Here is a 24314-nt window from a genome sequence, read left to right as displayed (position 1 = left end):
GGTCACGCCGCCCGGAGGAACCGGTCGAGCACCCGGACGCCGAAGCGCAGCGACTCCACCGGCACCCGCTCGTCGATGCCGTGGAACAGCGAGGCGAAGTCCAGGTCGGCGGGCAGCCGCAGCGGCGAGAAGCCGAAGCAGCGGATGCCGAGGCGCTCGAAGCTCTTGGCGTCGGTGCCGCCGCTCATGGTGAACGGCACCGGGCGGGCGCCGTCGTCCTCGCTCCTCAGCGCGGCGACCATCGAGTCGACCAGGGGGCCGTCGAACGTCGTCTCCACGGCCTGGTCGTGGACGATCCACTCGCGCTGGACGCCCTCGCCGACCAGGTTCGCCAGCTGCCGCTCGAACTCCTCGGCCTGCCCGTGCAGGAAGCGGCCGTCGACGGTGGCGCTGGCGGTGCCGGGGATGACGTTGGTCTTGTAGCCGGCCTGCAGCATCGTGGGGTTGGCGGTGTTGCGCAGGGCCGCGCCGATCATCCGGCTGATGCTGCCGAGGCGGGCGAGCGCCTCCTCGGGCTCGTCGGGGTCGATCTCGATGCCGTAGGCCTCCTCGACGGCGGCGAGGAACTGCCGCATCGGCGGGGTGAGGACGGTGGGCAGGCGGGTCGAGCCCAGCCGCGCGACGGCCTGGCACAGCCGGGTGACGGCGTTGTCGTCGTGGACGAACGAGCCGTGACCGGGCCTGCCCCCGGCCGTCAGGCGCATCCAGGCCAGGCCCTTCTCCGCCGTCTGGACGAGGTAGAGGCGCAGGTCGTCGCGGACGGTGATGCTGAACCCGCCGACCTCGCTGATCGCCTCCGAGCACCCCTCGAACAGGTCGGGGTGCTCGTCGACCAGCCAGCGGGCGCCGAGCTTGCCACCGGCCTCCTCGTCGGCGACGTAGGCGAGCACGACGTCGCGCGGGGGCTGCACGCCGGTGCGGGCCCACTCGCGCACCAGCGCCAGGACCATGGCGTCCATGTCCTTCATGTCGACGGCGCCGCGGCCCCAGACGTAGCCGTCGCGCTCCTCGCCGGAGAAGGGGTGCACGCTCCACTCGGCGGGGTCGGCCGGGACGACGTCGAGGTGCCCGTGGACCAGCAGCGCCGGGCGGCCGGGGTCGGCGCCGGGGATGCGGGCGACCAGGCTGGCCCGCCCGCGCTCGGACTCGAGGACCTGCGACCCGATGCCGACCTCGTCGAGCTTGCCGGCCACCCACTCGGCGGCGGCCCGCTCCCCGGCGCTGGTGGCGGTGTCGCCGGTGTTCGTCGTGTCGATCCGGATCAGCTCGCTGAGCAGCTCGGCGACCTCGGCCTGGGCCTGGACGGGACCTGGGTTCTCCACCCGGCGAGCGTAGGGCGGGACGGCAGCACCGCGACTCCTGGTCAGGGCCTGCACCGGACGGCGATCGCGACTTGCTATCGTGGTGTCGCACTCGTCCGGGTGGCGGAATGGCAGACGCGCTAGCTTGAGGTGCTAGTGCCCTTTATCGGGCGTGGGGGTTCAAGTCCCCCCTCGGACACAGCACCGCCCCGGTGTCTCTGCAGGTCAGGGACCCGGGGCGCTTCACGTCTCGGGGACCTGGCGGGCTGCCGCACCGCCTTCGCGCGGCCGCACCCTGTCGCGCCACACACGGGCGACACCGGTGCTCGTCGCCGGCCTCCTGGTCGCCATGTCGGGCGCCGCCGTCCTCACCGGACGCGACGGCGATCTCCGGCTGCCCGCTGGCCACCGACGCCACACGGTGGACACGGCGCGGTGACCCTGCGGGCCTTCCTCCGGTGGCAGCCGCAGCACCTGGCTGGTCACGCGGGAGCGCCGGCAGTGCAGGACGTCGGCGGGCCGCGGGCCCCTCCTGCCGCCCGGTCGTCCGCCAGGAGCACGCCAGTCGTCTTCCGGGGTCCGACGGCTGACCGCCGGCCGGCGTCAGGCCGTGGTGGAGAGCCGGTAGAGCGCGGTGTGGTGGACGTGCAGCACGGGCTCGGCGTCGGCCAGGACCAGGGCGTCGTAGCGGACCTCCTCGTGCCGGCCGCGCCGGCCCACGTCGGTGACCCGTCCGTGCACGGTCATCTGCGCAGGCAGCCGGGCGATGCCGAGAAAGGTGCAGTCGCTCGAGGTGTGGATCCACGGTCCGAGGGCGACGTTGTGCACGAGCAGCTCGTTGACCAGGCGCAGCAACAGACCGGGATGCGCCCACGACCTCTCCCGGTACAGCGGCAACGGCTCGCCGATCGCATCGAGATACCACTCGTTCTCCTCGACGGTGCCGGCCTCGTGGACGCTGCCGAACGGCCCGGCGACCGGGTCGATCACCGGCTCGCCGGCAGCGGACACCTCCGCGAAGTCGGCGAGGTCGGGGCGGTCCCCCGTGCGACCGGTCGAGCCCAGGCAGCGCACCTCACCGTCCGCGCCGGTGACGGTCAGCCGGCCACCGGTCACGTCGACCAGCACCTCCTCGCCGTCGTAGACCGGCCGACGGAAGCGCAGGTCGACCCGCCCGCCGGACAGCCACTCCTCTCCCCAAGCCGCCACCAGGGGCGTGGTCGTGCGGGCGAAGAGCTCCACCCCGGGCACCAGCGCGCCGGAGAAGCCGAACCGCCGGGCGACGCCGTCATCGTGGATCTTGTTCTCGGACTCCTCGATGACACGGGCGACGAAGCGGTGCGGCGCAGGGGCGTCCATGTCGCCGGATGCTGCCACCATCGGACCCCTCGCTGTCGGCGCCGGCCAGCCCGGCACAGGCCTGAGAACCGCGCCGTCGACGAGATCCCCTGGGTCTCCGCTGGGGCCACAGGAGGAATGGCACGGACCGCTGCCTCGCTGTCCGGTTGGCGCCTCGGCCGACAGACGGCACGTCACCGGAACGCGTACCGCCAGCGCGCCCGGTTGCGCCGGCCCCGACCTCTGATCCCCGCACGTCACCCGGGTCAAAGGGAGGCCCGGCAGCACGTCCATAGCCGTGTGCGGAGATACGGAGTCCCCCTCGGACACCAGATGACGGCTCTTCGCCAGCCGTCGAGTCGTGTGCGTATGTGACAGGTCGCCCCCCCCCGGACACGAGATCGCCCCGGGATTCCTGCAGGTCAGGGACCGGGGCGCTTCCGTGTCCGGGGTCGGCGGGCCCTCGTGATACCAGTTCGACACTCCGCGGTCCGGTCAGCCGTCGAGGAGCGCGGCGAAGCGGTCGGCGGTCTCTCGCCCGATGCCCGCCGCACCCAGGTCGCCGTCCTGGTCACGCGACTGCACGGGCACCAGCCAGATGGGATCCCGCCGTCCGCCGACGACACGACTCCCTCCCCCATCACGCGACGGGGGTAGCCCCTGACCGGCCGGCCCGGCACCGGCCGCGCCCCCACCGGGTGTCGTCGCACGGTCGCTCAGGGACGTCGACAGCGGTCACGGCGAGCATGATCCAGGAGCTGATCTTGCGGTCGTCGGGCGACGATGGTCGACGACGAAACTCAGGTCAGCGCCCGTCCGGTCATCGACCGACGTCGGTCAGCGTCGGGCGTCGAGGATGGCTTGTCGGTCGGAGGTTGATCGCCCCACGCGGAAACGATCAGCCTGGTTCCCGGCCGCCGGGTGGAGGCTGGGCCGGGAAGATGCCCAGCCTGGAGGGGCCGGTGATCGAGGTCATCCGGCAGAGCCTCAGTCCGCCGGCGGCAGCCGTAGTCACGTAGGCGCCTGGGCGGAATCAGCACATCCGCGCCGTAAGCTGGTGACGGCCCAGGCAAGCGACGTGCCGGCGAGGAAGCTCAGCCCGGCCCAGAGCCAGGTTCTTGCAGGAGAGCTCGCGCCTCCAGCGATGGCCGCCATCCCGATCCAGGTCGCCGCGGCTGCCGTTGCCCCGCAGGTCATCCAGACCAGTACGACGGGCCAACGCCGATCAGGCACCGCGAAACGCAACACCACCATGGAGACCAGCATCGTGAGCAGACCGAGTGTGGTGATCAGGGCAGGCTTCACCGGCCCCGATACGGGTACTTCGTAGTTCAGCGACTGGATCGCCGCCAGGCTCATCAGGATGGCACCGACGATTCCGGTGAGTCCCAAGTTGAAGCGTTCCTGCCGACGCTGTTGACCTCGCCCCACCAACTGGTCGGCCAGGGTCGTGACCTGAGAGGCGCGCTCCCGGGCTGCTTCGAGGTAGGCCGCGTCGTCCTCCAGTTGTTGGCCGAACCACCCGGACAGCGACCGGTCACTGGCGAACGGCCCGTCGAGCTGCACCTGTCCGATGGCCGCCGCCTGGTTGGCGGCTGCGATGTCGACGGTGCGGCGCATCTCTCGGAGCCGCGTCACTGTCTGCACCAGGCTCAACTCGTCGGCCTGCAACGTGTCGAGTTCGTGGGAGGCCCGCACCAGCTGCGCCTGGCTGGGCTCCTGCCGCTGTCCGTCGACGGTCGCGGGGCCGATCAAGGGCAGGAGACGCTGGACCGTTGCATCGGCTTGGCGCCGCAACTGTCGGAATCCCTGCTCGGCATCCCAGATCCGCCACTGATAGCGGACCTTGGCTGCATGCAACAGATACCGCCCCAGAGGGGGGAGCGTCCGTTCGGGGCCGACCCACGTCCAGGCGCTCAGCGCCGCATCCTCACCCCTGGCGCCCACCACCACGATCCGCCGCTCGATCCGGTCGTCGGTCGGCGGGAAGTCCTCCCACACCGCAAATCCCGGCGGCACGGTGACTCCTCGTGTGAACGGCTGCCCCGTGCTCGTCGGCGCAGCCCAGCGAGCCTGTACCGCCCTGGTCACGGCCGGGGTCGGGCGTGGTGGCCGGCGGGCGCGGACCTGCGCCACGAACAGCCGCGCCGATCCCAGCAGGCCCGGCGGGGACGGGATGTGTCTCACGACCTCCGACCACTCGTCGTCGAGCTCGCACCAGCCCTTGCGCGAGGCCGGCGGCGGCTCCCGCACCACCGAGATGCACAGGGAGTCGTGTTCCCGGCGCAGCAGGGCCTGCTGCACGTGCGGTGCCCCTTGCTCGTCCGGGAGTGGCGCCTGGCGACCGGCGAGCAGCCGGGAGCCGAGACCGCGCTCAGCCAATTGCTCCGCCGACGGCTCCACCGGCAAGTCGGGCACTCGTAGAGGCTCGGTCATCCCCAACGGCGGGTCCGCGCAGGCCTGCCACACATTCAGCACGAACTCGTGATCGGCGTCCTGCTCCTCCCCGTCCCCCGCGACGAACAGGTGCACCACCAGGGCCTCAGCCTGGAGCCCGCTGCGCCCCATCGGAGCCCGCCCCCCTACCCCGCCGCAGGCTCTCCAGTGTGTGTATCAACTCGTTGATCCGCTCCCGTACCGGCGCGGACGCGGGCCCCAACACCTCCTCCGACGGCGGCGTCTCCGCACTCGTCATCCGCCGGGAGGCGAGCAGATCCAGGGAGGCCACCGCCCCGGAGAGCTCCTGGCCGTCATCGGCCGCGACCGCATCCGTGAACCTCGGCAGCAGTTCTTCGATGTCTGACCAACCGCTGCTCGACAACTGGACTCGCAGCAGGACGTGCCGCAGGGCATCCACCGTCTCGTCGAGGACCTCGTCATTCATCGGGTTCACCCCCGGGCCGAGTGGAGCGGATCCGCCGAGCTGCGAGCTGACGCCCCGCGATACCGGCCGCAGGGCTTCCAGCCCCGGCTGCGAGTACCGCGGAGGCGGGACCGCCAGAAGCGATGAGGACGCTCACCATCATCAGGCCCCGCTGTACACGTGAGCCGCCCATCTGGAGGATCGGGTGGGGTCGAGGTCGCGACGGCGGCGGACGACCTGGTGCAGGGCGAGGGCGGCCCGGTCGGCACCGTGGTCGGCGAGGCCCTGATAGACGTCCGCGGCGATGCGGACGGCGGGTCGATCGGCGATCGGCCACAGGGTGGCGATGACACGCCGATAGCCGGCCACCTGACAGGCGGCGGCGAGCTGGATGGCCTCATCGGCCAACCGGAGGCTGGTGCGGGCGGTGGCGCAGGCAGAGAGGAACGCCAGCTCGGCGTCCTCCAGGCGCAGCCGGGTCAGTTCCAGCACGGTCAGCGGCCGCGTCCGGTGGTCGGCGAGCAGCAGCCGACTGGCCGAGGGGTTGGTCGCGTCGCTGGTGGCGTGGCAGGCGAAGTGGACCCAGCGGCAGGTGGGCAACGCCGCAGCAGTTCGCTCGTACGTCGCACCCACCTCGGCGGGATCGAGAACGAAGTCCTCCAGGCGCGCGGCGTCCTCGGGATGCAGCTCACCGTGCAGGAGGAGGACCCGGTCCCGGAACAGCTCTCGCAAGACCACGGCCTCCTCCACGGTCCCGGGCAAGTCCCGCTCGCCTGGGGTGTGCGGCATGGTCACCACGAGCAGCTGGCCCCCGTCGGTGGAAGGCGAGCCGGTCAGCCGAGCAGCATGACGGCGGCGAGCGTGCATGAGCGCCCGCACGGTCGGCGTGTAGGCGGACAGCGCACGGTCCAGCACCGTGGTCGGGGAACGGTCGAACCGGGTGGCGTGACGTCCGGCGGCGTGCAGCGGTAGCAACGACAGCAGCCCCGACGGGCACCACCACAGTCGTGGCCACCCTTCCCCGGCCCGTTCGTCCGGTGCGCGGGTGATGTCGAGGGCCTCCAGCACCGGGCCGGCGATCGTGTCCCACAGCCACCCCAGGATGCCGAGCAGCTGCGCCTCGGCTCGGTCACGCTCGCCCGATGGCGCTGCACTCTCCTGCGCCGTGTCGAGCGCGTCGAGCAGGGCGACCACCTGGTCGCGAACGAGCCCGGGGGTCAGCGCCGGGAGTGGCACCACCTGCACTCCCGACGTCGTCAGCAGCAGGGCATCGGATCGGATCTCGTCGACGTTGACCAGCACCAGCGGCCCCTGGTCCGCGGCCTGCAGGAGCTCACCCACCGGGGGTGGCAGCAGAAAGCGCTCGAACCCCGCGTGGGACCGGATGTCGGCGGTGAGGCGCTCGAACTGCTCGGCCAGCGCGAGGCGCCGATCGATCTCCCGTCCGGCCGCAGGCAGGTCGAAGTCGGCGCCCGAGAAGCCCAGGACGGGAGGGCCGTCGGCCGGGAACTCGAGAGGTGAGCCTGCAGGACCATCGAACTCGCGGCGTAGTCGGATGAACTCGGCCGCCAGCTCCGGATGTTCTCGTTCCAGGGTGCTGAGGTCCGTGCGCGTGTCCAAGGCGTGCCCCAGCAATACTCCGCGCCCCTGCTCGAGCCGCTCCACCGCCCGGTCCACCTGCCCGGCCTGGAGACAGCAGGCCGCCGCCCGCGACGCCAGCCCGGCCAGCGGGCCGAGCCGGAACTCCTGATCCGGACGCTCGAGATCCCGAGTCGCGACCTGGGACAACAAGTCGATGGCCGCCGAGTAGCCCTCCACCGCCTCCGCCCAGTCCTCCCCAGCCACTGCCGCCTGCCCCCACAGGTTGCCGGCGTTGGCCCGGGTGCTCGCAGGCGCCGTGCGGGACGTCGCCGCCTCCCGCAGGGCTGCCGCGGCTCGATGCCGGTCCTCCGATGCCCCGGTGTGCTGGAACCGGGTCAGCAGGTCTGCTCCGAGGTTGCACAGGTACAGCGCTCGATCGGGGAACTGGGACGGTGTCGCCGCGACCGCGGCCTCGCTGAGCTGGATCGCCCGGTCCAGATCGGCGTGGTGTCCCAGTCGCCCGAATCGACGGTGGAGGGCCAGTCCGAGGTTGGTCAGCGTCCCGGCACGACTCGGTGAGTCCGCAGGGATGACCGTCAGTGCCGCCTCTCCCACCGCGATCGCCCGCTCCAGATCGGCGAGTTGCCCCAACCGGTCATGTCGCGCAGACAGCGAGCCTCCGAGATTGGACAGGACGGTGCCCCGGTCCGGAACGTCGTCGGCGACAGCGGCCAGTGCGGCTTCTCCGGCCTCGATGGCCCGGTTCAGGTCCTCCAAGCGGCCGAGACGCATGTACCGGGTGTGCAGGAGTGTTGCCAGATTGGTCAGGCTACGAGTCCCGTCCGGTACGCCGGCGGGGAACGCAGCCTGTGCCGCTTCCCCGGCCTCGATGGCCCGGTCGAGATCCGTCACATGGCCCAGGTGGAGATACCGGGTCCACAGGGCAGCGCCCAGGTGCATCAGACTGCCCGGGCGATCCGGATGACCCGCAGGCGCCTCGGTGACCGCGGCCTCGGTCGCGTCCACCGCGCGATTCAGGTCATCCAGTTCGCCCCGGTACTCGTAGCGCAGACGCAGGACCACCCCGAGGTTCGACAGGAACCCGGCACGACGGGGATGGTCGTCGGAGGCTTCGACCGCGGCCTCGTGGGCCTCGATCGCCTCGTCGAGATCGGCGGGATCACCGCGGCGCTCGAACCGCCGTAGGAGGGCCCCTCCCAGGTTCGACCGGGCCTGGATCTGGAGGGTCGAGTCGCCACGGGTGACCGCGACGGCCTGCCTGCCTGTCCGAATCGCCCGCTCGAGGTCGTCCAGATCGCCCCGGTGCTCATAGCTCCAGAGCAGAGCCACCCCGAGGTTGATCAACGCCCCAGCGCGTTCGGCCGAGTCGACGGGCGCGGCGGCGACTGCCGCCTCCCCCGTCTCGACGGCCTCGTCCAACTCGCTGAGATCACCGCTCGCCTCGTAATGGGCCTGCAGGACGCTGGCCAGTGGACCGAGTAGGCGGTTGCGGTCAGGGTCCTCCGAGGGAGTGGCCGCAACGGCGTCCCGCAGGATCTCGATGGCCGCTGACAACGCGCCGTCGTCACGACTGTCCAGCGCTTCCCGTATGGACGCTGAGCGCAGGAACGGGGCAGCCCGCTTGGCCATCACGTCCGGGTCGAATGCACCGCCAGGTGGGTGCCGGTCCAGGTAGTGGCGGAGCGGATCGGGGATCGCATCGGGCGACCCACTGTAGACAGGGAGGAGTAGCAGCAGTGCCGCAGCGAGCTCCTCGCGATCCTCATCCGGGCTTCTCCCCACCTGGTACCGCAACCAGCGCAGCATCCCCAGGGCGTACAGGACCGCTGGATCGTCGAGCAGATCAGGAACCAGGTGCAGCGCGAGGGCCGCTTCCGCAAGGGCCTCGTTCGACAGCACGGCTTCCTCGTCCCCGTGATCCAGGAATCGACGTAGACGGTCCTTGATCGAAGCGAGAAGCACTTCCCGCAGTGGGTTCTGTTCCTGCATCGGTTCCCCCTCTGGACCACGGCCGCCGCCTCGCGGCCCTGATCCAGCCGCCGTCATCGGCCACCGAGGGACGCGCCAGCGTCTTGTTTCCGCGCTCGACGTCCGGCGCCGGCGGAGCGACTCGGATGACTCTCACGCAGCCAGCACCGCCAGTGCACCTGTCGCTTCGCAGCAATCGGAGTGAGTCGTGGGAGAGATGCGCACCGGAGCCACTCCCGGCGTGTCGCCGAGGAGGGCGGTAGTCAGCGACCGCACGGGGATGCCGCACCGACGATGGCCGGCCAAGGCCGCCTGCCGCGGCTCAGATCGGGTCGCTGACGTGGTCGATCCGTGCGGGCCCGGGATCGACTGGGTGGCGTCCGGCCCCGCTCCTGGACGTCCGGGCATCCCTCGGGGGCCAATCACATCTGTCTCCAGTTCTCGGCGACCGGCTTGTTCGCCACGGGATGGTCCGTGGGCGCCGTCACCCCGCCGTCACCGCAACGTCATTCGGCGTCCCGGGCGGCCGGGGAGTGATGACGACGCCCCAGCCCCGGGCTCATCCATGCGCTGCTCGATGACGGGGGCTGGCTGGCCCACGCCGGGGTCTGCGAAGACGGACCTGCGAACCGGCACGGTGCTGCGAGGTGTGCGGCCACCCGGTCGTCGATCCCGGGGCTCCCGGCCCGCGTCAGCGGGCGGGGTCGACCACGGTCATCCCGGCGACCGTCGCGCGGTCGAACACGGGCAGCAGGGCGGCCGCCTCCTCGAGGCCGATGGTGCGCTCGACCAGCCGTTGCGGCTGCAGCACCCCGCGCTCGACGAGCGCCATCATCTCCGGGTAGTCGGCCGCGGCCATCCCGTGGCTGCCCAGCAGGTCGAGTTCCCAGCCGATCACCCGCGCCATCGGGACCCGCGGGTGTCCGTCGACCGGGGGCAGCAACCCGACCTGAACGTGCCGCCCCCGCCGGCGCAGGCTCAGGATCGAGTCGGCGCAGGTCTGCTCGCTGCCCACCGCGTCGACCGCGACGGAGCTGCCGCCGCCGGTCAGGTCCGCGACGGCCGCCGGGACGTCGCGGCCGTCGGCGTGCACCGTGTGCTCGGCACCCAGCGCGGCGGCCACGGCGAGGGCCTGGGGGTTGCGGTCCACCGCCACCACCCGGGCCCCCAGGGAGCCGGCAACCACGACCGCGCTCAAGCCCACCCCTCCGGCACCCACGACGGTGACCCACTCCCCCGCGGCGACCCGCGCGCGGCCGACCAGGGCGCGGTACGCCGTGGCGAACCGGCACCCCAGCGCGGCCGCGGCGGTGTCGTCCACCGCGTCCGGGATGCGCACCAGGTTGGTGTCGGCCGCGTAGAGGGCGACGTACTCGGCGAAGGACCCCCAGTGGGTGAAGCCGGGCTGCTGCTGGTCCGGGCAGACCTGGGCCTCCCCGGCCCGGCACCACTCGCAGCGCCCGCAGCCGCAGACGAACGGCACGGTCACCCGGTCGCCGGGCCGCCAGCCGGCGACGCCGGCACCGACCTCGACCACCACGCCGGCGAGCTCGTGGCCGGGGACGTGCGGGAACACCACCTCGTCGTCGTGCCCCACCCAGGCGTGCCAGTCGCTGCGACACACGCCCGTGGCCGTCACCCGCAGCACCACCCCGCCGGGCGGGGCGGTGGGCTCGGGCACCTCCCGGACCCGGGGCAGAGCTCGGACCGAGTCGACGACCACCGCGCGCACCGCCACATGCTGCCAGCCCGGTGCCGCCCCACCCGCGAGGGAACCGGGGCCGGGCGGTGCCCGCCGCCCTTCGACGGATCGGCGGCGTCCCCGGGGACTCGGCGCGTACCCGGCCGCCGAGGAGCCGCGGCGTGGAACCCTCCGCAGGGGCCGGGGTGCCGGTGACGGTCGCGGGGGCGCCGGCTGCAGGCGGTCACACCACGCCCCTCCCCCACCGAGCGGGCCGCTGGTGGGACCGCTCCCCCGTCGCGGTGCCCGAGTCACTCCTCGGACACGAGATGACGGCCCGTCAGGCGCTGGTGCCGGAGGGCCTCGCCGGGTCCAGTCGCCAGAGCCGGTACGTCCACGGCAGGTCGTAGAGGAGGACGTGGGCCGTGTAGGGGGCCAGGGCGTTGCGCGCGCGTGCATCCCCCGCGACCGATCGCTGCAGCGCCGCGAGCGGGACCAGGAACGCGCACAGGCCGACGAAGCCGGCACGCGTGCTCCGCCGGCCGAAGAAGATCCCGTTCCAGGCCTCGTTGCCGACGAGCACCGCCAGGCTCCACGCGGTGCTCCGGGCGTCGCGACGGTCGATGCTCCGTGCCAGCACGTAGCCGACGACGCCGTAGTACGCCGCACCCACGCCCAGGAAGGCGGGCATCGGCAGCTGCCACCGGGGGGCGGGAAGGCCCCGGAACCAGGCCATCGCCGGCCTCCCGATGAACGCGTTCCCCGCGACGGCGGCCCCGCCCGTGCAGGCGCTCGCAAGGAGCACGGACCGCCGCCTCATGCCGTGCCCGTCCCCGTGCCGCCGTCGGCGACCGCGCCCGTACGCGGGACGGTGCGCGCCGGGTCCTCCGCCCGCCGCTTGAGCGCCTCGTTCATCGCCACGAAGGCGGGCAGGGTGGTGCGGTCCAGCGACGAGGCGAGGAACGGGACGAGGACACCCCGGAAGGTCTCCGACTGGACGAGCCGGGTGCCCGCGGCCTGCGGCTGGAGCACGAAGGTGTGCTCGGCGTCCATCAGCCCGGGCAGGACCAGCCTGCCGCGCCAGCGCAGCACGCGGTCGGCGGTGACCTCGACCAGTCGGGGGCGCAGGGTCATCGCCCGGCCGCCGACCGGCTGCATCCTCAGCGTGAGCCGGCGGCCCGGGCCGACGGCTCCCTCTGCCCGGACGATGAACGGGTTCCACGCCGGGTACGCGGCGAGATCGGTGAGCACCTCCCACACCCGCTCGGGCGTAGCTCCGATGTCGACGGACGAGGACAGTCGCTTGGTCACGGCCTTCTCCTTCGAGGGGCAGGGGTGGTGCGGCATGCGACGGAGGCCGGCCGGTCGGTGCCGGCACACCGGGGGGCGTGGACCGTGTCGCCGCGGAGGTCACGACGACGGTGCTGCCGGCGTGGTCGAGCTGATCCGGGCACGGCGGGCGGTCAGGAGGAACTCGACGACAGGACGGGCGGAGCCGACGGTTCCCCCGCCGGTCGCGACCGGCGTGCCCGGGACCGCCGCAGCCCCCAGAGGACGGCGGCGTCGCAGATCAGCAGCCCGACGAGCCCGGGCACGGTCATCGCCCATCCGGTGCCGTCGCCGACGACGACGCCCCACAGCAGCTTCCCGCCGGCCATGGCGTTCAGGAGGACCAGGCCCCAGACCACCGACCGCCGCCAGAAGGCCAGGCAGTAGGCGGCCAGCGCCAGCGGGGCGAGCGTCGCCTGCGCGGACTTCCGGAGGTCCCAGCTCCCGGTGATCCACTCCCGCTCGAAGTCGAGGAACGCCAGGATCTGCGGATCCGGCTGCGCGGGCGCCGGGAACCAGGAGATGCTGGTGGCCAGGGCGACGAGGGTGCCGACGATGCCCCAGCCGCTGCGCCGGTGGGCGAACCAGGCCAGCGGGATCAGGAAGAGCGGCCTGACGTACCAGCTCAGCGGGTTGGCGTGGCGGTCGAAGGCCCAGTCGCCGAAGTCGGCGAGGAGCTGCGCGACGTCCATGACGGTCTCCTAGCGGTGCGTCGGTGCGGGTGCGCGGGAACCGGACCGCGGTGCCGCCGAGGTGGGCAGCCGGAAGGCCGTCACCACCAGCGCGACGGCGGCCAGGCTGACCGCGGCGAGCGAGATCGACTGCAGGACCTGGTCGGTGACGGTGGGGAGCACCGACACGTGCGCCTGGTGGTAGAGCTGGTGCGGCAGGTTCGTCACGACCACGGCCAGGCCGACGGCGCGGGCGACCCAGACCACCCCGGTGAGCAGGGCGACGAGCGCGACGGTGCCGACGGCGAGGTTGCCGAGGCCGACGTCGCGGAGCAGGTGCTCGTTGTAGGGACCGTCCGGGCTGACCCAGTGGTGTCCCATCCCGGGGAAGTCGGCGTGGAAGGAGGCCGGGAAGACGGCCTGCCAGAGGCCGATCCCCAGTCCGAAGAGGGTGAACCACCCCAGCAGGACCTTGACGGCGAGACGCATGCGGGCCTCCGGAGGAGCGGGGATCCGGGCGGGGGCCGGTGGGTCACCGGCGTCCCGGGGAGACCGTCGGGCCCGGCCCTTGACGGATCGTGGGCGTCTCCTTGACGGGTCCCTGCGCGGGCGCGACGCCGGGGGGCGGAGATCCGGCCGTTCCGGGGCAGGATGGCCCGACGGCGAGCCTGGCGGCCGGAGAGGCGGGTGGGCGGTGCAGTTCGACATCCTCGGGCCGCTGCAGGTCCTCGACGGTGAGCGGCCGCTGGTCCTCGGGCGGCCGAAGCAACGCGCCGTCCTGGCGATCCTGTTGCTCGACGCGGGCAGGGTCGTCTCCCTCGACCGGCTGGTCGAGGAGCTGTGGGGCCCCCAGTCGCCCCCGCAGGCGCTCGCGTCGGTGCAGGCCTACGTCTCGCACCTGCGCCGGCTGCTGGAACCTCAGTGCGCGCCCGGGACCCCTGCGACGGTGGTCGTGAACCAGGCGCCGGGGTACCGCATCGTGCTGGGCCCGGGTGACCTCGACGCCGCGCGCTTCGAGGCCCTCGCACAGACCGGACACGACCTCCTGCAGCGAGGAGAGGCACCGCGCGCCGCGGAGACGCTGGAGGCGGCCCTCGGGCTGTGGCGTGGGCCGGTCCTGGCCGACTTCGCCGACGCGCCGTTCGTGCACGCCGAGCGGACCCGCCTGGAGGACCTCCGGCTGACCGCGCTGGAGGACCGCTTGAGCGCCGACCTCCGCACCGGCCGGCACGCCCGGATCGTCGCCGAGCTCGAGCGGCTGACGGGCGAGCACCCGTTCCGGGAGCGCCTCCAGGGTCTGCGCATGGCCGCCCTCTACCGCTGCGGACGGCAGGCCGAGGCCCTGCAGAGCTACCAGCAGTTCCGTGTCCAGTTGCGCGAGGAGCTCGGCCTGGACCCCGGCCAGGCGCTCCGGGACCTCGAACGGGACGTCCTCTGCCAGGCCCCGCACCTGGACTGGACGGTCGCCGCCGACCACGGGCCGGGACCGGCACCCGCCGCGGCACCGGCTCCCCCCGACGCCACCGTCGTGCCCGGGCGGGCCCCCGCGGTACCCGACGGGCCGGTCGGGCGCGACGCACAGCTGCGGGTGGTCGACGAGGCGCTGGCCGGGACGGCGTCCGGTCGGGGACGGCTTGTCCTGGTCGCGGGCGAACCCGGGATCGGCAAGACGCGACTCGCCGAGGAGGCGGCACGGCGCGCCCGCGCATCCGGCGTCACGGTGGCCTGGGGCCGGAGCGACCAGGACGCCGGCGCCCCGCCGTTCTGGCCGTGGACACAGGTGCTCCGCGACCTGCTGGGCGACGCGACCGGCCGACCACCCGCGACCGGGCCCGACACCGCCACCGACACCCACACCGACACCCACACCGTCACCGACACCGCCGAGCTGGCCCGCATCCTGCCGGAACTGGCGGACGGCGGACCGCGGGCCGTCGCACCGGTGGTCGACCCGGAGGCGTCCCGCTTCCGCCTGTGCCAGGCGGCCACCGCGACCCTCCTGCGGCTGACCCGCGGACGTCGACTGCTGGTGGTCCTCGACGACCTGCAGTGGGCCGACGTCGCCTCCCACCGGCTGCTGGCCCACCTGGCCACGACGCTGGCCGACGCCCCCGTCGTGGTGCTGGTGACGTACCGGGACCGGGACCTCGACGGCGGGCAACCACTCGCCGACACGCTCGCCGAGCTGGCACGGGTCGCTCCGGTGGACCGGCTGGAGCTGACCGGCCTGGAGGTCGCCGACGTGGCGCGGGTCATGGCGTCCCACGTCGGCACGGACCCGGACGACGAGCTGGCGCGGCTGGTCAGCGACCGCACCGGCGGCAACCCGTTCTTCGTCATCGAGGTCCTCCGCCTGCTCGGCACCAGCGGCTGGCCGCAGCGGACCACCAGCGAGGCGGCGTCGGTGGTCGCCCAGCAGGTCCCCGCCGGTGTGCGCGACGTCCTCCGCCGGCGCCTGAGCCGGCTCCCCGACCAGACCCGCACCGTGCTGCTGGTCGCCGCGGTGACCGGTCAGGAGTTCGACCTGGACGTCGTCCGTGCCGTGACCGGGGTGGACGACGACGACGCCCTCGCCGCCGTGGAGCTGACCGTGTCGGCCGGCCTCGTCGCGGAGGACCCGGCGGTGGTCGGCCGCTTCCGCTTCGCGCACGCGCTGATCCGCGAGGCCATCTACGGCGAGATCAGCCGCGCACGCCGTGCCCGGTTGCACGCCCGCGTGGGGCAGGCCCTGCTCGACCACCGCGGCGAGGGCGTGGACCACGTGCTGCAGCTGGCCCAGCACTGGTGGCTGGCCGCACCGGTGGTCGGCGCCGAGCAGGCGATCCCCCACGTGGTCGCCGCGGCCGAGCTGTGCCTGGACACCTTCGCCCACGAGGAGGCCGAGCGGCAGCTGCGCCGCAGCCTGGACCTGCTGGCCACCGCGACGCCGACCAGCGGACGCAGCGCCTCCGAGCTGGCCGTCCAGCTGCGTCTCGGCACGCTGCTCGTCCAGCTGCACGGCAGCGGCTGTGAGCACGCGTGGGCCTGCTTCAGCCGGGCCCGTGAGCTGGCCGAGGAGCTGGGCGACGGATCGGCGCTGCTCGCCGCCTGCCGCAGCCTCTACGAGGTGGCCTTCGCCCGGGCCGACCACTCGGCCGCCGCCGCCCTGGCCGAGGTCATGCTGGACATCGCCAGGAGCAGGAACGACCCCGCCGCCCTCGTCGTGAGCCACCTGGCGCTGGGTCGCACCCTGTGGTCCCAGGGCCGGCTGGCCGCCGCCAGGGACCACCTCGAGCAGGGCCTGCAGGTGGCGGCCCCGGTGGACGGCCGCGAGCACCTGCCACCGAGGATCGTGCTGCAGCTGCAGCTGGCCGCGGTGCTCACGTCCCTCGACGAGCCGGACACGGGGATCGAGCTGCTGGCGGCGGCCGTGAGGGACTCCCGCCGCGGCACCCCCTTCGCGCAGGCCCTCACCCTCACCGGAGCCGCCCTCGTCTCCGCGATGCGCCGCGATCCCCCGGCGGCGCGCGCGTGGGCCACCGAGACCCTGGAGCTGGTGGAGCACTGGAACCTGCCCTGGCCGGCCGGGTACGCCGCCGTGGTGCTGAGCTGGGCGCAGGCCGTCGAGGGCGACCCGGCGACCGCGATCCCCGCCCTCCGGGGCCACCTGGCGCGGACCGAGGCCGGCGGCACCCAGCACCTGGTCGGGTGGGGCCTCGGCCTGCTGGCCGAGGCGCACCTGTGCAACCACGAGCCGCTCGAGGCCCTGCGCCTGCTCGACGACGCGCTGGCCCGGGTCGCGCGCACCGGTGAGCTCTCCTACGAGTCCGAGCTGCACCGCCTGCGGGCGCTCTCCCTGGTCGCGCTGACACCACCGCGCCCCGAGCAGGCCCGCGACGCTCTTCGGCGGGCAGTAGCCGTCGCTCGCGAGCAGGGGTCCGTCATGTTGCTGCGGCGCGCCCTCGAGACGTGCGCAGCGGTGGTGCCCCGTGGTCACAGCGGCAGCTGTGACCACCCCGGTCCGCGGCCCTGACCCTGCTCCCACGGGACGAAGCCGGTCCGGGCGAGCAACGAGGCGACCCCCTGGTCGGGGGCCGGCGGGGCGGTGAGCTCCTCGACGCCCGACGCCCGGAGTGCATCGGCGACCTCGGAGACCAGCCGGCGTCCGAGGTGGGTGTCCCGCTGGGCTGCCCGCACGGCGAGACCGCACAACCGGGCCGTCGTGGCGTCCACGGGGCGGACCACCGCCACCCCGACGAGACCGCTGGCCGTCGTCGCGGTCAGGTCGCACAACCCGTACCAGACGCAGCGCGCGTCGTGGTCGTCCAGACCACAGTCGGGCAGCAGCCGTGCGGCCCGTCGCCGCTCGGGGTCGGCGTCGAGCCGCCGGAAGACGATGCCGGCCGGTGAACCGCGCGGGGTCATCGTCCCTCCAGGGCTGGGGTGTCTCGGACCGACGGTGCCCGCGACACCTTGACGCCGGCTTGACGCCGCACCCGTGCGCCGGGTCAACCGGCCGTCAAGGCCCGGCGGTGACGCTCCCCCCGACGACCGACCCCGACGGAGGGACGTGCGATGACCGGCGTGCACGTCACCGGCGGGCGCCCGGGGCGCGAGTTCCTCGGCGGCCGCTCCCCGTCCCGGCTCCAGGAGGGCTGACCACCATGGGCACCAGCACGGACGTCCTCGTCGTCGGCGCCGGACCGACCGGGCTCACGCTCGGCTGCGACCTGCTCCGCCGCGGCGTCGACTGCCGGGTCGTCGACCGGGCTCCGACGCACCACACGCGATCCCGGGGCAAGGGCCTCCAACCGCGCACCCTCGAGGTCTTCGACGACCTGGGGATCGCCGGGGCCGTCCTCGCCGCCGGCCGGACCCACCACCGCCTGCGCCTGTACTCGGGCGGACGGCTCGCCCTGGACCTGGACCTCCCCGCACGGCCACCCCAGCCCGGCGTGCCCTATCCGAACCTGGTCGTCCTGCCGCAGTGGCGGACCGAGCAGGTGCTGAGGGACCGGCTGTCGGCGCTGGGCGGCGCCGTCGAGCTCGGGCGGGAGCTGACCGGCCTCGACCAGGACGACGACGGCGTGACCGCCACCGTCACTGACGGCTCCACCGGCGCGGTCGAGCTGGTCCGGGCCGCCTTCGTCGTCGGCTGCGACGGCGGGAGCAGCCGGGTCCGGGCACTGACCGGCATCCCGATGCGCGGCGGGAGCCACGACGAGCACTTCGTCCTCGGCGACGTCCGGATCGAGGGCCTGCCGGACGACGGCTCGTCGTTCGCCTGGTTCGACGACGGCGGGTACCTCGCCGCCGACCCGCTCGACGGGAGCGGGACCTGGCAGGTGCAGGCCAGCGTCCGCCCCGACGCCTCCGGCCACCTCGAGGCGGCGTCCCTGGAGCTGTTCCAGCGCCTGTTCGACGAGCGGGACCCCGGGCACGCGCGGTTGAGCGACGCCACGTGGCTGTCGGACTTCAGCCCGAAGGTCGCCATCGTCGACCGCTACCGCGCGGGACGGGTGTTCCTGGCCGGCGATGCCGCCCACGTGCACAGCCCGGCGGGCGGCCAGGGCATGAACACCGGCATCCAGGACGCGTACGGCCTCGGGTGGAAGCTCGGTGCGGTCCTCCGTGGCCGTGCGGGCTCTCCCCTCCTCGACACGTACGAGGAGGAGCGGATGCCGGTCGCCCGCGCGGTCCTCACGAGCAGCGACCTCGGCCACAGCGCCTTCTTCTCCCCGCATCCCCTCATGACCGTCCTCCGGGAGCGGGTCCTCGTGCCGGCCCTGCGGCTGCCGGTCGTCCTCAACCGGCTCCTCGACGGCGTGGCCGAGCTCGACGTGGGCTACCGGGACGGCTCGCTGGCCCGCGAGCGGGCCGCCGTGGGTCTGCTGGGCGACGGTGAGGCGGCCGGTCCGGTCGACTCGGTCCGGTTCCGATCCGGCCCGCGCGCCGGTGACCGCGCACCGGACGCCGAGGGGCGCGACGGCGGGAGCGGCGCCCCGGTGCGGCTCTTCGACCTCTTCCGGGGCCCGCACGCCACCCTGCTGCTGTTCGACGGTCCGGCCTCCACCGACGCCGGATACCGGCGGATGGCCGAGACCGCCCGGCGGGTGCGGGCCGCACTCGGCGACGACGTCCGCACGTGTGTCGTCGTGCCCGGGGACCGGAGGCCCACCGGGCTCGACGACGTGGCCGTGTTCCTCGACCCGGACCGGGACGCGCACCGCCGCTACGCCGCCACGGCGGAATCGCTGTACCTGGTGCGTCCCGACGGGTACATCGCCTTCCGCAGCCAGCCCGCCACCGCCCGACCCGTGCTCGATCACCTCGGCTGGATGTTCAGGCCGTCCGCGCTCGTGTGACCCCTGCGTGTCGTCGTCGGAGCCGTCGTCCGGTCGTCCGGCCGTCGTCCGGGTCGACGGCCGGGTCGACGGCCGTCGCCGCCCGCGCCGGGCAGCGCCGGCGACCCCGGTCGCCCGGGGAGCCCCGGCCTCCGCCCGTTGTCGCCCGTACCCCCGCGTGCTGGACTGGGCGCGTGCCCCGCCTGCGCCAGCTCGTGCTCGCCGCGCAGGAGTGCGCGCCGGTCGAGCAGGCGCTGCGGGAGCTCCTCGCCGCCGCTGAGCCGCACCACGACCCCGACGTCGGGCGGTTCGGCCTGACCAACGCCGTCCTCGCCGCGGGCTGCGACTTCGTCGAGGTCGTGTCGCCCTCGGCGCCCGGCACGGCGGCCGGTCGGTGGCTCACGCGCCACGGTGGCGACGGCGGCTACATGCTCATGGTCGACGGACCACCGACGCTCACGGCGCCCGACCGCCTCACGGCACTCGCCGTGCGCGAGGTGCACCGCGTCGCGCTGCCCGACGTCGTCGACGTGCACCTGCACCCGCGGGACACCGGAGGCGTGCTCCTCGCCCTCGACGCCGTCGACCCGGCCGGGTCGTGGCGGTGGGCGGGTCCGGCCTGGACCGGGAGGAGCCCGACGTGCGCCGGCGGGCTGCGCGAGGTCACCGTCGCGGTCCCCGACCCGGACGAGGTGGCCCGGCGCTGGGCGGCGCTGCTGGACGTCCCGGCGGCCGGCCGCGACGGCCGCCTGCCGCTCGACGACGGCCGCCAGCACCTCTCCCTCGTCGCCGGTGGAGGCGACGTCGCCGCCGTGACCGCGGCGCGGCTGGCGCTGCCGGGCGCGTTGTGTCGCGCGGCCGACGTCGGCGGAGTGCGCTTCGACGTCGTCCCGCTGGAGGAGGAGACGTGACCGAGATCGAGACCGGCACCGACCACCTGCTCGCCCGCGTCGAGGACGGCGTCGCCGTGCTCACGCTCAACCGCCCGGAGCGCCGCAACGCGCTGTCCGAGCAGATGCTCACCGCCCTCGCCACGACGCTCGCGCGGGTGGAGGCGGACGACGCGGTCGGTGCCGTGGTGCTGACCGGGGCGGGTGGCGCCTTCTGCGCGGGCGGCGACGTCAAGGGCTTCGCCGAGCGCTCCCCCGGTGCGCCCGGGGCGTCGGCGGAGCGGCGGCAGCGCGCCAGCCAGCGCGCCACCAGCGGGCGCCTGTGGCGGATGCCCAAGCCGACCGTGGCGGTGCTGCCCGGTGCCGCCGCGGGGGCGGGTCTGTCGCTCGCGTTGGCGTGCGACCTGCGCTACGCGGCGTCGTCCGCCGTGCTCACCACGGCGTTCGCCCGCGTCGCGCTCGCCGGCGACTACGGCAGCGCGTGGTTCCTGGTGCGGCTGGTGGGTCCGGCGCGCGCCCGGGAGCTGCTGTACCTGTCGCCGCGGCTGTCGGCCGACGACGCCCTGCGATGGGGACTGGTGAACGCGGTGGTGCCGCCGGACGCGCTCGAGGGCGAGGCGATGGCGGTGGCGCGGCGGCTGGCGAACGGGCCGCGCACGGCGCTGGCGTCGATGAAGGAGAACGTCGCGCTGGCGCTGACCACCCCGCTCGAGGAGTACATGGACGTCGAGGTGACGCACCACCTCGCGACGTTCGCCACGGACGACCACGCGGAGGCCGCACGCGCCTTCGTCGAGAAGCGCGACCCGGTCTTCGGCGCGCGCGGGGCCGGTCCCGGGTAGGCGACGGCGGCGGGTCGCGCCCCCGGGGCCGCAGCGTGGACCCGCGCTGCGGCCCTGACGTGCTGGCTGCTGACGTCCTCGCTGCGGGCCCGGGCGCGCACACGGTGAGCCGGCGTCCCTGCCGACGGCGGCCGGCCGCCGTCGGCAGGGACGCCAGGACCCACTCCCGTCGACTCGTCCTACGGCCGGGAGAACACCTGCGCGTCGTCCCGCTGGTCGGTCACCGTCCAGGGCTTGGCGGTGCCGCTGCCCGACATCCGGAAGTCCGGGTCGTGCTTCATGATCTCGCGGCGGGCGATCGTCATCTTGTGCACCTCGTCGGGCCCGTCGGCGATGCGCAGCGTGCGCTGGTGGGCGTACATCTCCGCCAGCGGCGTGTACTGCGTGACGCCGGCCGCGCCGTGGACCTGGATCGCGCGGTCGATGACCTTCAGCACGATGTTCGGCACGGCGACCTTGATGCCGGAGATCTCGGTCGCGGCGGCCTTGTTGCCGACGGTGTCCATGAGGTGCGCGGTGTGCAGGACGTAGCGGCGGGCCATGTCGATCTCGATGCGGGACTCGGCGATCCAGTCCTGCACGACGCCCTTGTGCGCCACGGACGTCCCGAACGTCTCCCGCTGCAGCGCCCGCTCCACCATGAGGCCGAGGGCGCGCTCGGCAGCGCCGAGCGAGCGCATGCAGTGGTGGATCCGGCCGGGCCCCAGGCGCGCCTGGGAGATCGCGAAGCCGCCGCCCTCCTGCCCGAGCAGGTTGTCGGCCGGGACGCGCACGTCCTCGAACACGACCTCGGGGTGCCCGCCGCGGTCGGCGTAGCCGAACACCGTCGGGCTGCGGCCGAACGAGACACCGGGCGTGTCCTTCGGCACGACGATCATCGACTGCTGGGTGTGCCGTGGTGCCTGCGGATCCGTCTTGCCCATGACGATCAGGACCCGGCAGCGCTCGCCCAGCGCGCCCGAGCTGAACCACTTGCGACCGTTGAGCACGTACTCGTCGCCGTCGCGCTCGATGCGCAGGCTGATGTTGGTGGCGTCCGACGACGCCGAGTCGGGCTCGGTCATGCAGAACGCCGACCGGATCTCGCCTTCGAGCAGCGGCAGCAGCCACCGCTGCTTGACCTGCGCCGATCCGTAGAGGTTGAGGACCTCCATGTTGCCGGTGTCGGGCGCGTTGCAGTTGAGCGCCTCGGAGGCGAAGCCGACCTTGCCGAGCTCCTCGGAGATCGGCGCGTAGTCCAGGTTCGACAGCTTCGTGCCGGGATGGTCCGGCTCGAGGTGCGGCAGGAACAGGTTCCACAGTCCCCGCTCCCGCGCCGCGGCCTTGAGCTTGTCCATGATCGGCGGGTAGCCGGCCGGCCCCACCTGCTCGAGCTGCTCGTGGTACTCCCGCTCGTTCGGGTAGACGTGGTCCGCCATGAACCGCCGGACCTCGGCCAGGGCCGCCTCGCCCTGCTCGGTGAACTGCATGGTCTCCCTCTCCCTGGCTGCTCGCGGCCGCCGGCTGCTCACCGTCGGCGACTCCCGGTCGGTCCTCCCGCGCGGGCGCCCGGACCTCGCTGCGCAGGTGGCGCCGGACGACGACGGCGTGACCGTCGTCTCGCTCCGAGACCCTAGCGACCCGGCCACGCGGCGCGGCCGCCGGCCGCGGTGGTGCCGAGCCCGGACCCCGCCCTCAGCGGAGCCCGCGCAGCCGCGCTCGCGATCTCCGGGCGGAGATCGTGACCCGCCGACGACCGCCGACCCGAGCGGACGTCGACACGCGCTCCGGCCACCGGCACGAGGTGCGCTGACGGACTCCGCCGTCACAGCGGCGCCGGCGGTCCCGACCGCCGACGCGACGACGGGCAGCCCCGGGCAGGGTGGACGTGGCGGACGGAGCGGATGACGCCGTCGTGACGGATCGGTGACGCGGGCCCGCCATGCTCGGCGCAGGGTGTTTGCCGGCCAGCGCCCCTGCTGCCGGCATCCGGGGAGTCCGGTGCGCTCTCCCGTGGACCGACTGGAACACCGTCATCCGCGAACCGGGGAGTCGCGTCGCGCGGACCGACCCCTCGGCGCCGGCGGGCACAGCGGCGCCTCCCGGAGAGCGTGCCGGGACGGGGGGACCCACCCGTGGAGCCATCCACCGAGCACGCGCGGGGCGATCAGGAACCCGGGCCGGCGCACGAGGAGCACCCGGAGCCGGCACGCCGGGTGGGCGCTCACCCCGCCGACGCGCCGACCGTGGGGGCGGCCGACGGAGCCGGCGACGCCCCCTCGGGCAACCGGGAGTCCCCGCCGCAGCCGCTGCCCGGCGTGACGGCCCGCGCCTGGCAGGAGGAGTCCCTTGCTCGTGCCGCCGAGATCCTCACGCTGGCGAACTGGCTCAACCGCCTCCCGCCGGAGAAGCGTGAGCACATCGGCGTCGGGGCCGACCAGGCACTCGACGCCGCCATCCGATGGCACGTCGCCGAGGCCCAGTGCGCCGCCCGTGACGGGAAGCGGATCCGCCCGAGCGGTGCCCGGGTGGCCCGGGCAGCGGCGCACCTGGACGCGGCCGAGGCCGACCTCCTGCGCCGCGTGCCCCTGGAGTTCGTCCGGGGTCAGCTCCCGAGCCTGCACGCGCACATCCGACGGCACCTCCCCCGCGACGATCCTCGACGGCTCCGGGTCGAGAAGTTGGCACGGGATCCCCGGGACGACCTCGCCGAGGTGCACAGGGAGAACCTGATCGCCGCAGTGCGGGCGGCCAGCTCGGCAGCCGAGCGCGAACAGCAGCGCGTCCGCAGCTTCTGCACGATCGTCTACGGCGCCGCGGCCGGGCTGACGGCCCTGGCCTCGGCCGTCGCGCTCGTCGCCGCAGTGGACCCGCGAGCCCTGGCCCTGTGCTTCCAGCCGCAGCCGGGGGCCGAGGAGAACGCGCGACTGGTGTGCCCGACGGGACAGGACCTCCTGCGAGGACGCGACGTCGACGTGGTCATCGGCGAGACCGTGCGCTCCCTGGACGTACCGCTGGTCATGTTCATCGGCATGGTGGCCGCCGGCGTCACCGGGTCGATAGCGCTCCGGCACATCCGCGGAACGGCCACCCCCTTCGGCGTTCCCGTGGCCCTGGCGGTGCTGAAGCTGCCGACCGGAGCGCTGAGCGCGGTCCTGGGTCTCCTGCTCATGCGGGGCGGCTTCGTGCCCGGGCTCACGGCCCTGGACACGACGCCGCAGATCATCGGGTGGGCCGTGCTCTTCGGCGCCAGTCAACAACTGCTCACCGGCCTGGTCGACCGGCAGGCTCAGCAGGTCCTGGACTCCGTGGGGAACAAGACGTACACGCCCTCCGGAGGGTCGTGAGGCCGGCATCGTGTCGGCACCACCACCCTGCCGGGCAGGGCTCCCGCGGGCCCCCCGGGGGGACCGGCGAGGGGCCGCCTGACGCGACGGGGATCCGCGACGGCGTCACGCGGCGGTGACGTTCGCGTGACGCCCGGTCGGGATCCTGGCGCGCGCAGATCCCGACGCGAGATGGCCTGG

17 protein-coding genes and 1 tRNA gene are annotated in these 24314 nt (G+C 73.9%); 6 read left to right on the top strand and 12 right to left on the bottom strand.

Annotated elements, in window-relative coordinates; translation table 11 throughout:
• Nucleotides 1-2 precede the first annotated feature (2 nt).
• Nucleotides 3-1322 carry a M20/M25/M40 family metallo-hydrolase gene (locus JD79_RS16795; protein ID WP_110006453.1) on the bottom strand — a complete coding sequence of 440 codons (1320 nt, stop codon included), beginning with the start codon at nt 1320-1322 and terminating at the stop codon, nt 3-5.
• 93 nt (nt 1323-1415) lie between these two features.
• Between JD79_RS16795 and JD79_RS16790 the strand changes: the two genes are divergently transcribed.
• Nucleotides 1416-1500, top strand: a tRNA-Leu gene (locus JD79_RS16790).
• 404 nt (nt 1501-1904) lie between these two features.
• Here JD79_RS16790 and JD79_RS16785 read toward each other — a convergent pair.
• The 9 genes from JD79_RS16785 to JD79_RS16745 all read right to left on the bottom strand — a co-directional run bounded on the left by JD79_RS16785 (nt 1905) and on the right by JD79_RS16745 (nt 13242).
• The gene (locus JD79_RS16785; RefSeq protein ID WP_110006452.1) at nt 1905-2660 is read right to left on the bottom strand and encodes a hypothetical protein; all 756 of its coding nucleotides are present in this window, start codon (nt 2658-2660) and stop codon (nt 1905-1907) included.
• A gap of 990 nt (nt 2661-3650) precedes the next feature.
• Entirely contained in the window at nt 3651-5174 is a 1524-nt protein-coding gene (locus JD79_RS16780) for a CATRA conflict system CASPASE/TPR repeat-associated protein (protein WP_146220475.1), read from the bottom strand.
• A gap of 7 nt (nt 5175-5181) precedes the next feature.
• Nucleotides 5182-5523 (bottom strand): CATRA system-associated protein, encoded by a 342-nt coding sequence (locus JD79_RS16775; RefSeq protein ID WP_110006450.1) that lies wholly within the window; start codon nt 5521-5523, stop codon nt 5182-5184.
• A 141-nt stretch (nt 5524-5664) separates the two neighbouring features.
• Nucleotides 5665-9093 carry a CHAT domain-containing tetratricopeptide repeat protein gene (locus JD79_RS16770; protein ID WP_170149248.1) on the bottom strand — a complete coding sequence of 1143 codons (3429 nt, stop codon included), beginning with the start codon at nt 9091-9093 and terminating at the stop codon, nt 5665-5667.
• 670 nt (nt 9094-9763) lie between these two features.
• Entirely contained in the window at nt 9764-10804 is a 1041-nt protein-coding gene (locus tag JD79_RS16765; RefSeq protein WP_110007794.1) for an alcohol dehydrogenase catalytic domain-containing protein, read from the bottom strand.
• A gap of 289 nt (nt 10805-11093) precedes the next feature.
• Nucleotides 11094-11573: a tryptophan-rich sensory protein gene (locus JD79_RS16760; protein WP_110006448.1), complete on the bottom strand. Its 480-nt coding sequence runs from the start codon at nt 11571-11573 to the stop codon at nt 11094-11096.
• Entirely contained in the window at nt 11570-12064 is a 495-nt protein-coding gene (locus tag JD79_RS16755) for an SRPBCC domain-containing protein (protein WP_245900161.1), read from the bottom strand. The genes JD79_RS16760 and JD79_RS16755 overlap by 4 nt, the downstream gene beginning before the upstream one ends.
• A 152-nt stretch (nt 12065-12216) precedes the next feature.
• Complete coding sequence (locus JD79_RS16750) at nt 12217-12774, bottom strand: hypothetical protein (RefSeq protein ID WP_110006446.1); 558 nt, start codon at nt 12772-12774, stop codon at nt 12217-12219.
• A 9-nt stretch (nt 12775-12783) separates the two neighbouring features.
• A complete protein-coding gene (locus JD79_RS16745; RefSeq protein WP_110006445.1) occupies nt 12784-13242 on the bottom strand; it encodes a hypothetical protein in 459 nt (152 codons plus the stop codon).
• A 205-nt stretch (nt 13243-13447) separates the two neighbouring features.
• Between JD79_RS16745 and JD79_RS16740 the strand changes: the two genes are divergently transcribed.
• Nucleotides 13448-16765: an ATP-binding protein gene (locus JD79_RS16740; RefSeq protein ID WP_170149246.1), complete on the top strand. Its 3318-nt coding sequence runs from the start codon at nt 13448-13450 to the stop codon at nt 16763-16765.
• On the opposite strand, the gene JD79_RS16735 is transcribed toward JD79_RS16740, so the two are convergent.
• Nucleotides 16726-17157 (bottom strand): GNAT family N-acetyltransferase, encoded by a 432-nt coding sequence (locus JD79_RS16735; RefSeq protein ID WP_110006443.1) that lies wholly within the window; start codon nt 17155-17157, stop codon nt 16726-16728. The two genes, JD79_RS16740 and JD79_RS16735, sit on opposite strands and share 40 nt — an antisense overlap.
• A gap of 239 nt (nt 17158-17396) precedes the next feature.
• Between JD79_RS16735 and JD79_RS16730 the strand changes: the two genes are divergently transcribed.
• The 3 genes from JD79_RS16730 to JD79_RS16720 all read left to right on the top strand — a co-directional run bounded on the left by JD79_RS16730 (nt 17397) and on the right by JD79_RS16720 (nt 20808).
• Complete coding sequence (locus JD79_RS16730) at nt 17397-19097, top strand: FAD-dependent monooxygenase (RefSeq protein WP_110006442.1); 1701 nt, start codon at nt 17397-17399, stop codon at nt 19095-19097.
• 173 nt (nt 19098-19270) lie between these two features.
• Nucleotides 19271-19987: a VOC family protein gene (locus JD79_RS16725; RefSeq protein WP_110006441.1), complete on the top strand. Its 717-nt coding sequence runs from the start codon at nt 19271-19273 to the stop codon at nt 19985-19987.
• Nucleotides 19984-20808: an enoyl-CoA hydratase-related protein gene (locus tag JD79_RS16720; protein WP_110006440.1), complete on the top strand. Its 825-nt coding sequence runs from the start codon at nt 19984-19986 to the stop codon at nt 20806-20808. Before JD79_RS16725 ends, JD79_RS16720 begins: the two co-directional genes overlap by 4 nt.
• A gap of 179 nt (nt 20809-20987) precedes the next feature.
• Here the strand turns inward: JD79_RS16720 and JD79_RS16715 are convergent, their stop codons facing one another.
• A complete protein-coding gene (locus JD79_RS16715) occupies nt 20988-22277 on the bottom strand; it encodes an acyl-CoA dehydrogenase family protein (RefSeq protein WP_110006439.1) in 1290 nt (429 codons plus the stop codon).
• A 726-nt stretch (nt 22278-23003) separates the two neighbouring features.
• On the opposite strand from JD79_RS16715, the gene JD79_RS16710 reads away from it, so the two are divergent.
• Nucleotides 23004-24134 carry a hypothetical protein gene (locus JD79_RS16710; RefSeq protein WP_170149245.1) on the top strand — a complete coding sequence of 377 codons (1131 nt, stop codon included), beginning with the start codon at nt 23004-23006 and terminating at the stop codon, nt 24132-24134.
• The last annotated feature ends 180 nt before the right edge of the window (nt 24135-24314 follow it).

The organism is Geodermatophilus normandii (assembly GCF_003182485.1).
Lineage (GTDB): Bacteria > Actinomycetota > Actinomycetes > Mycobacteriales > Geodermatophilaceae > Geodermatophilus > Geodermatophilus normandii.
Note: the sequence above shows the minus strand (reverse complement) of the source record. Positions and strands in the feature narration are given on the sequence as shown.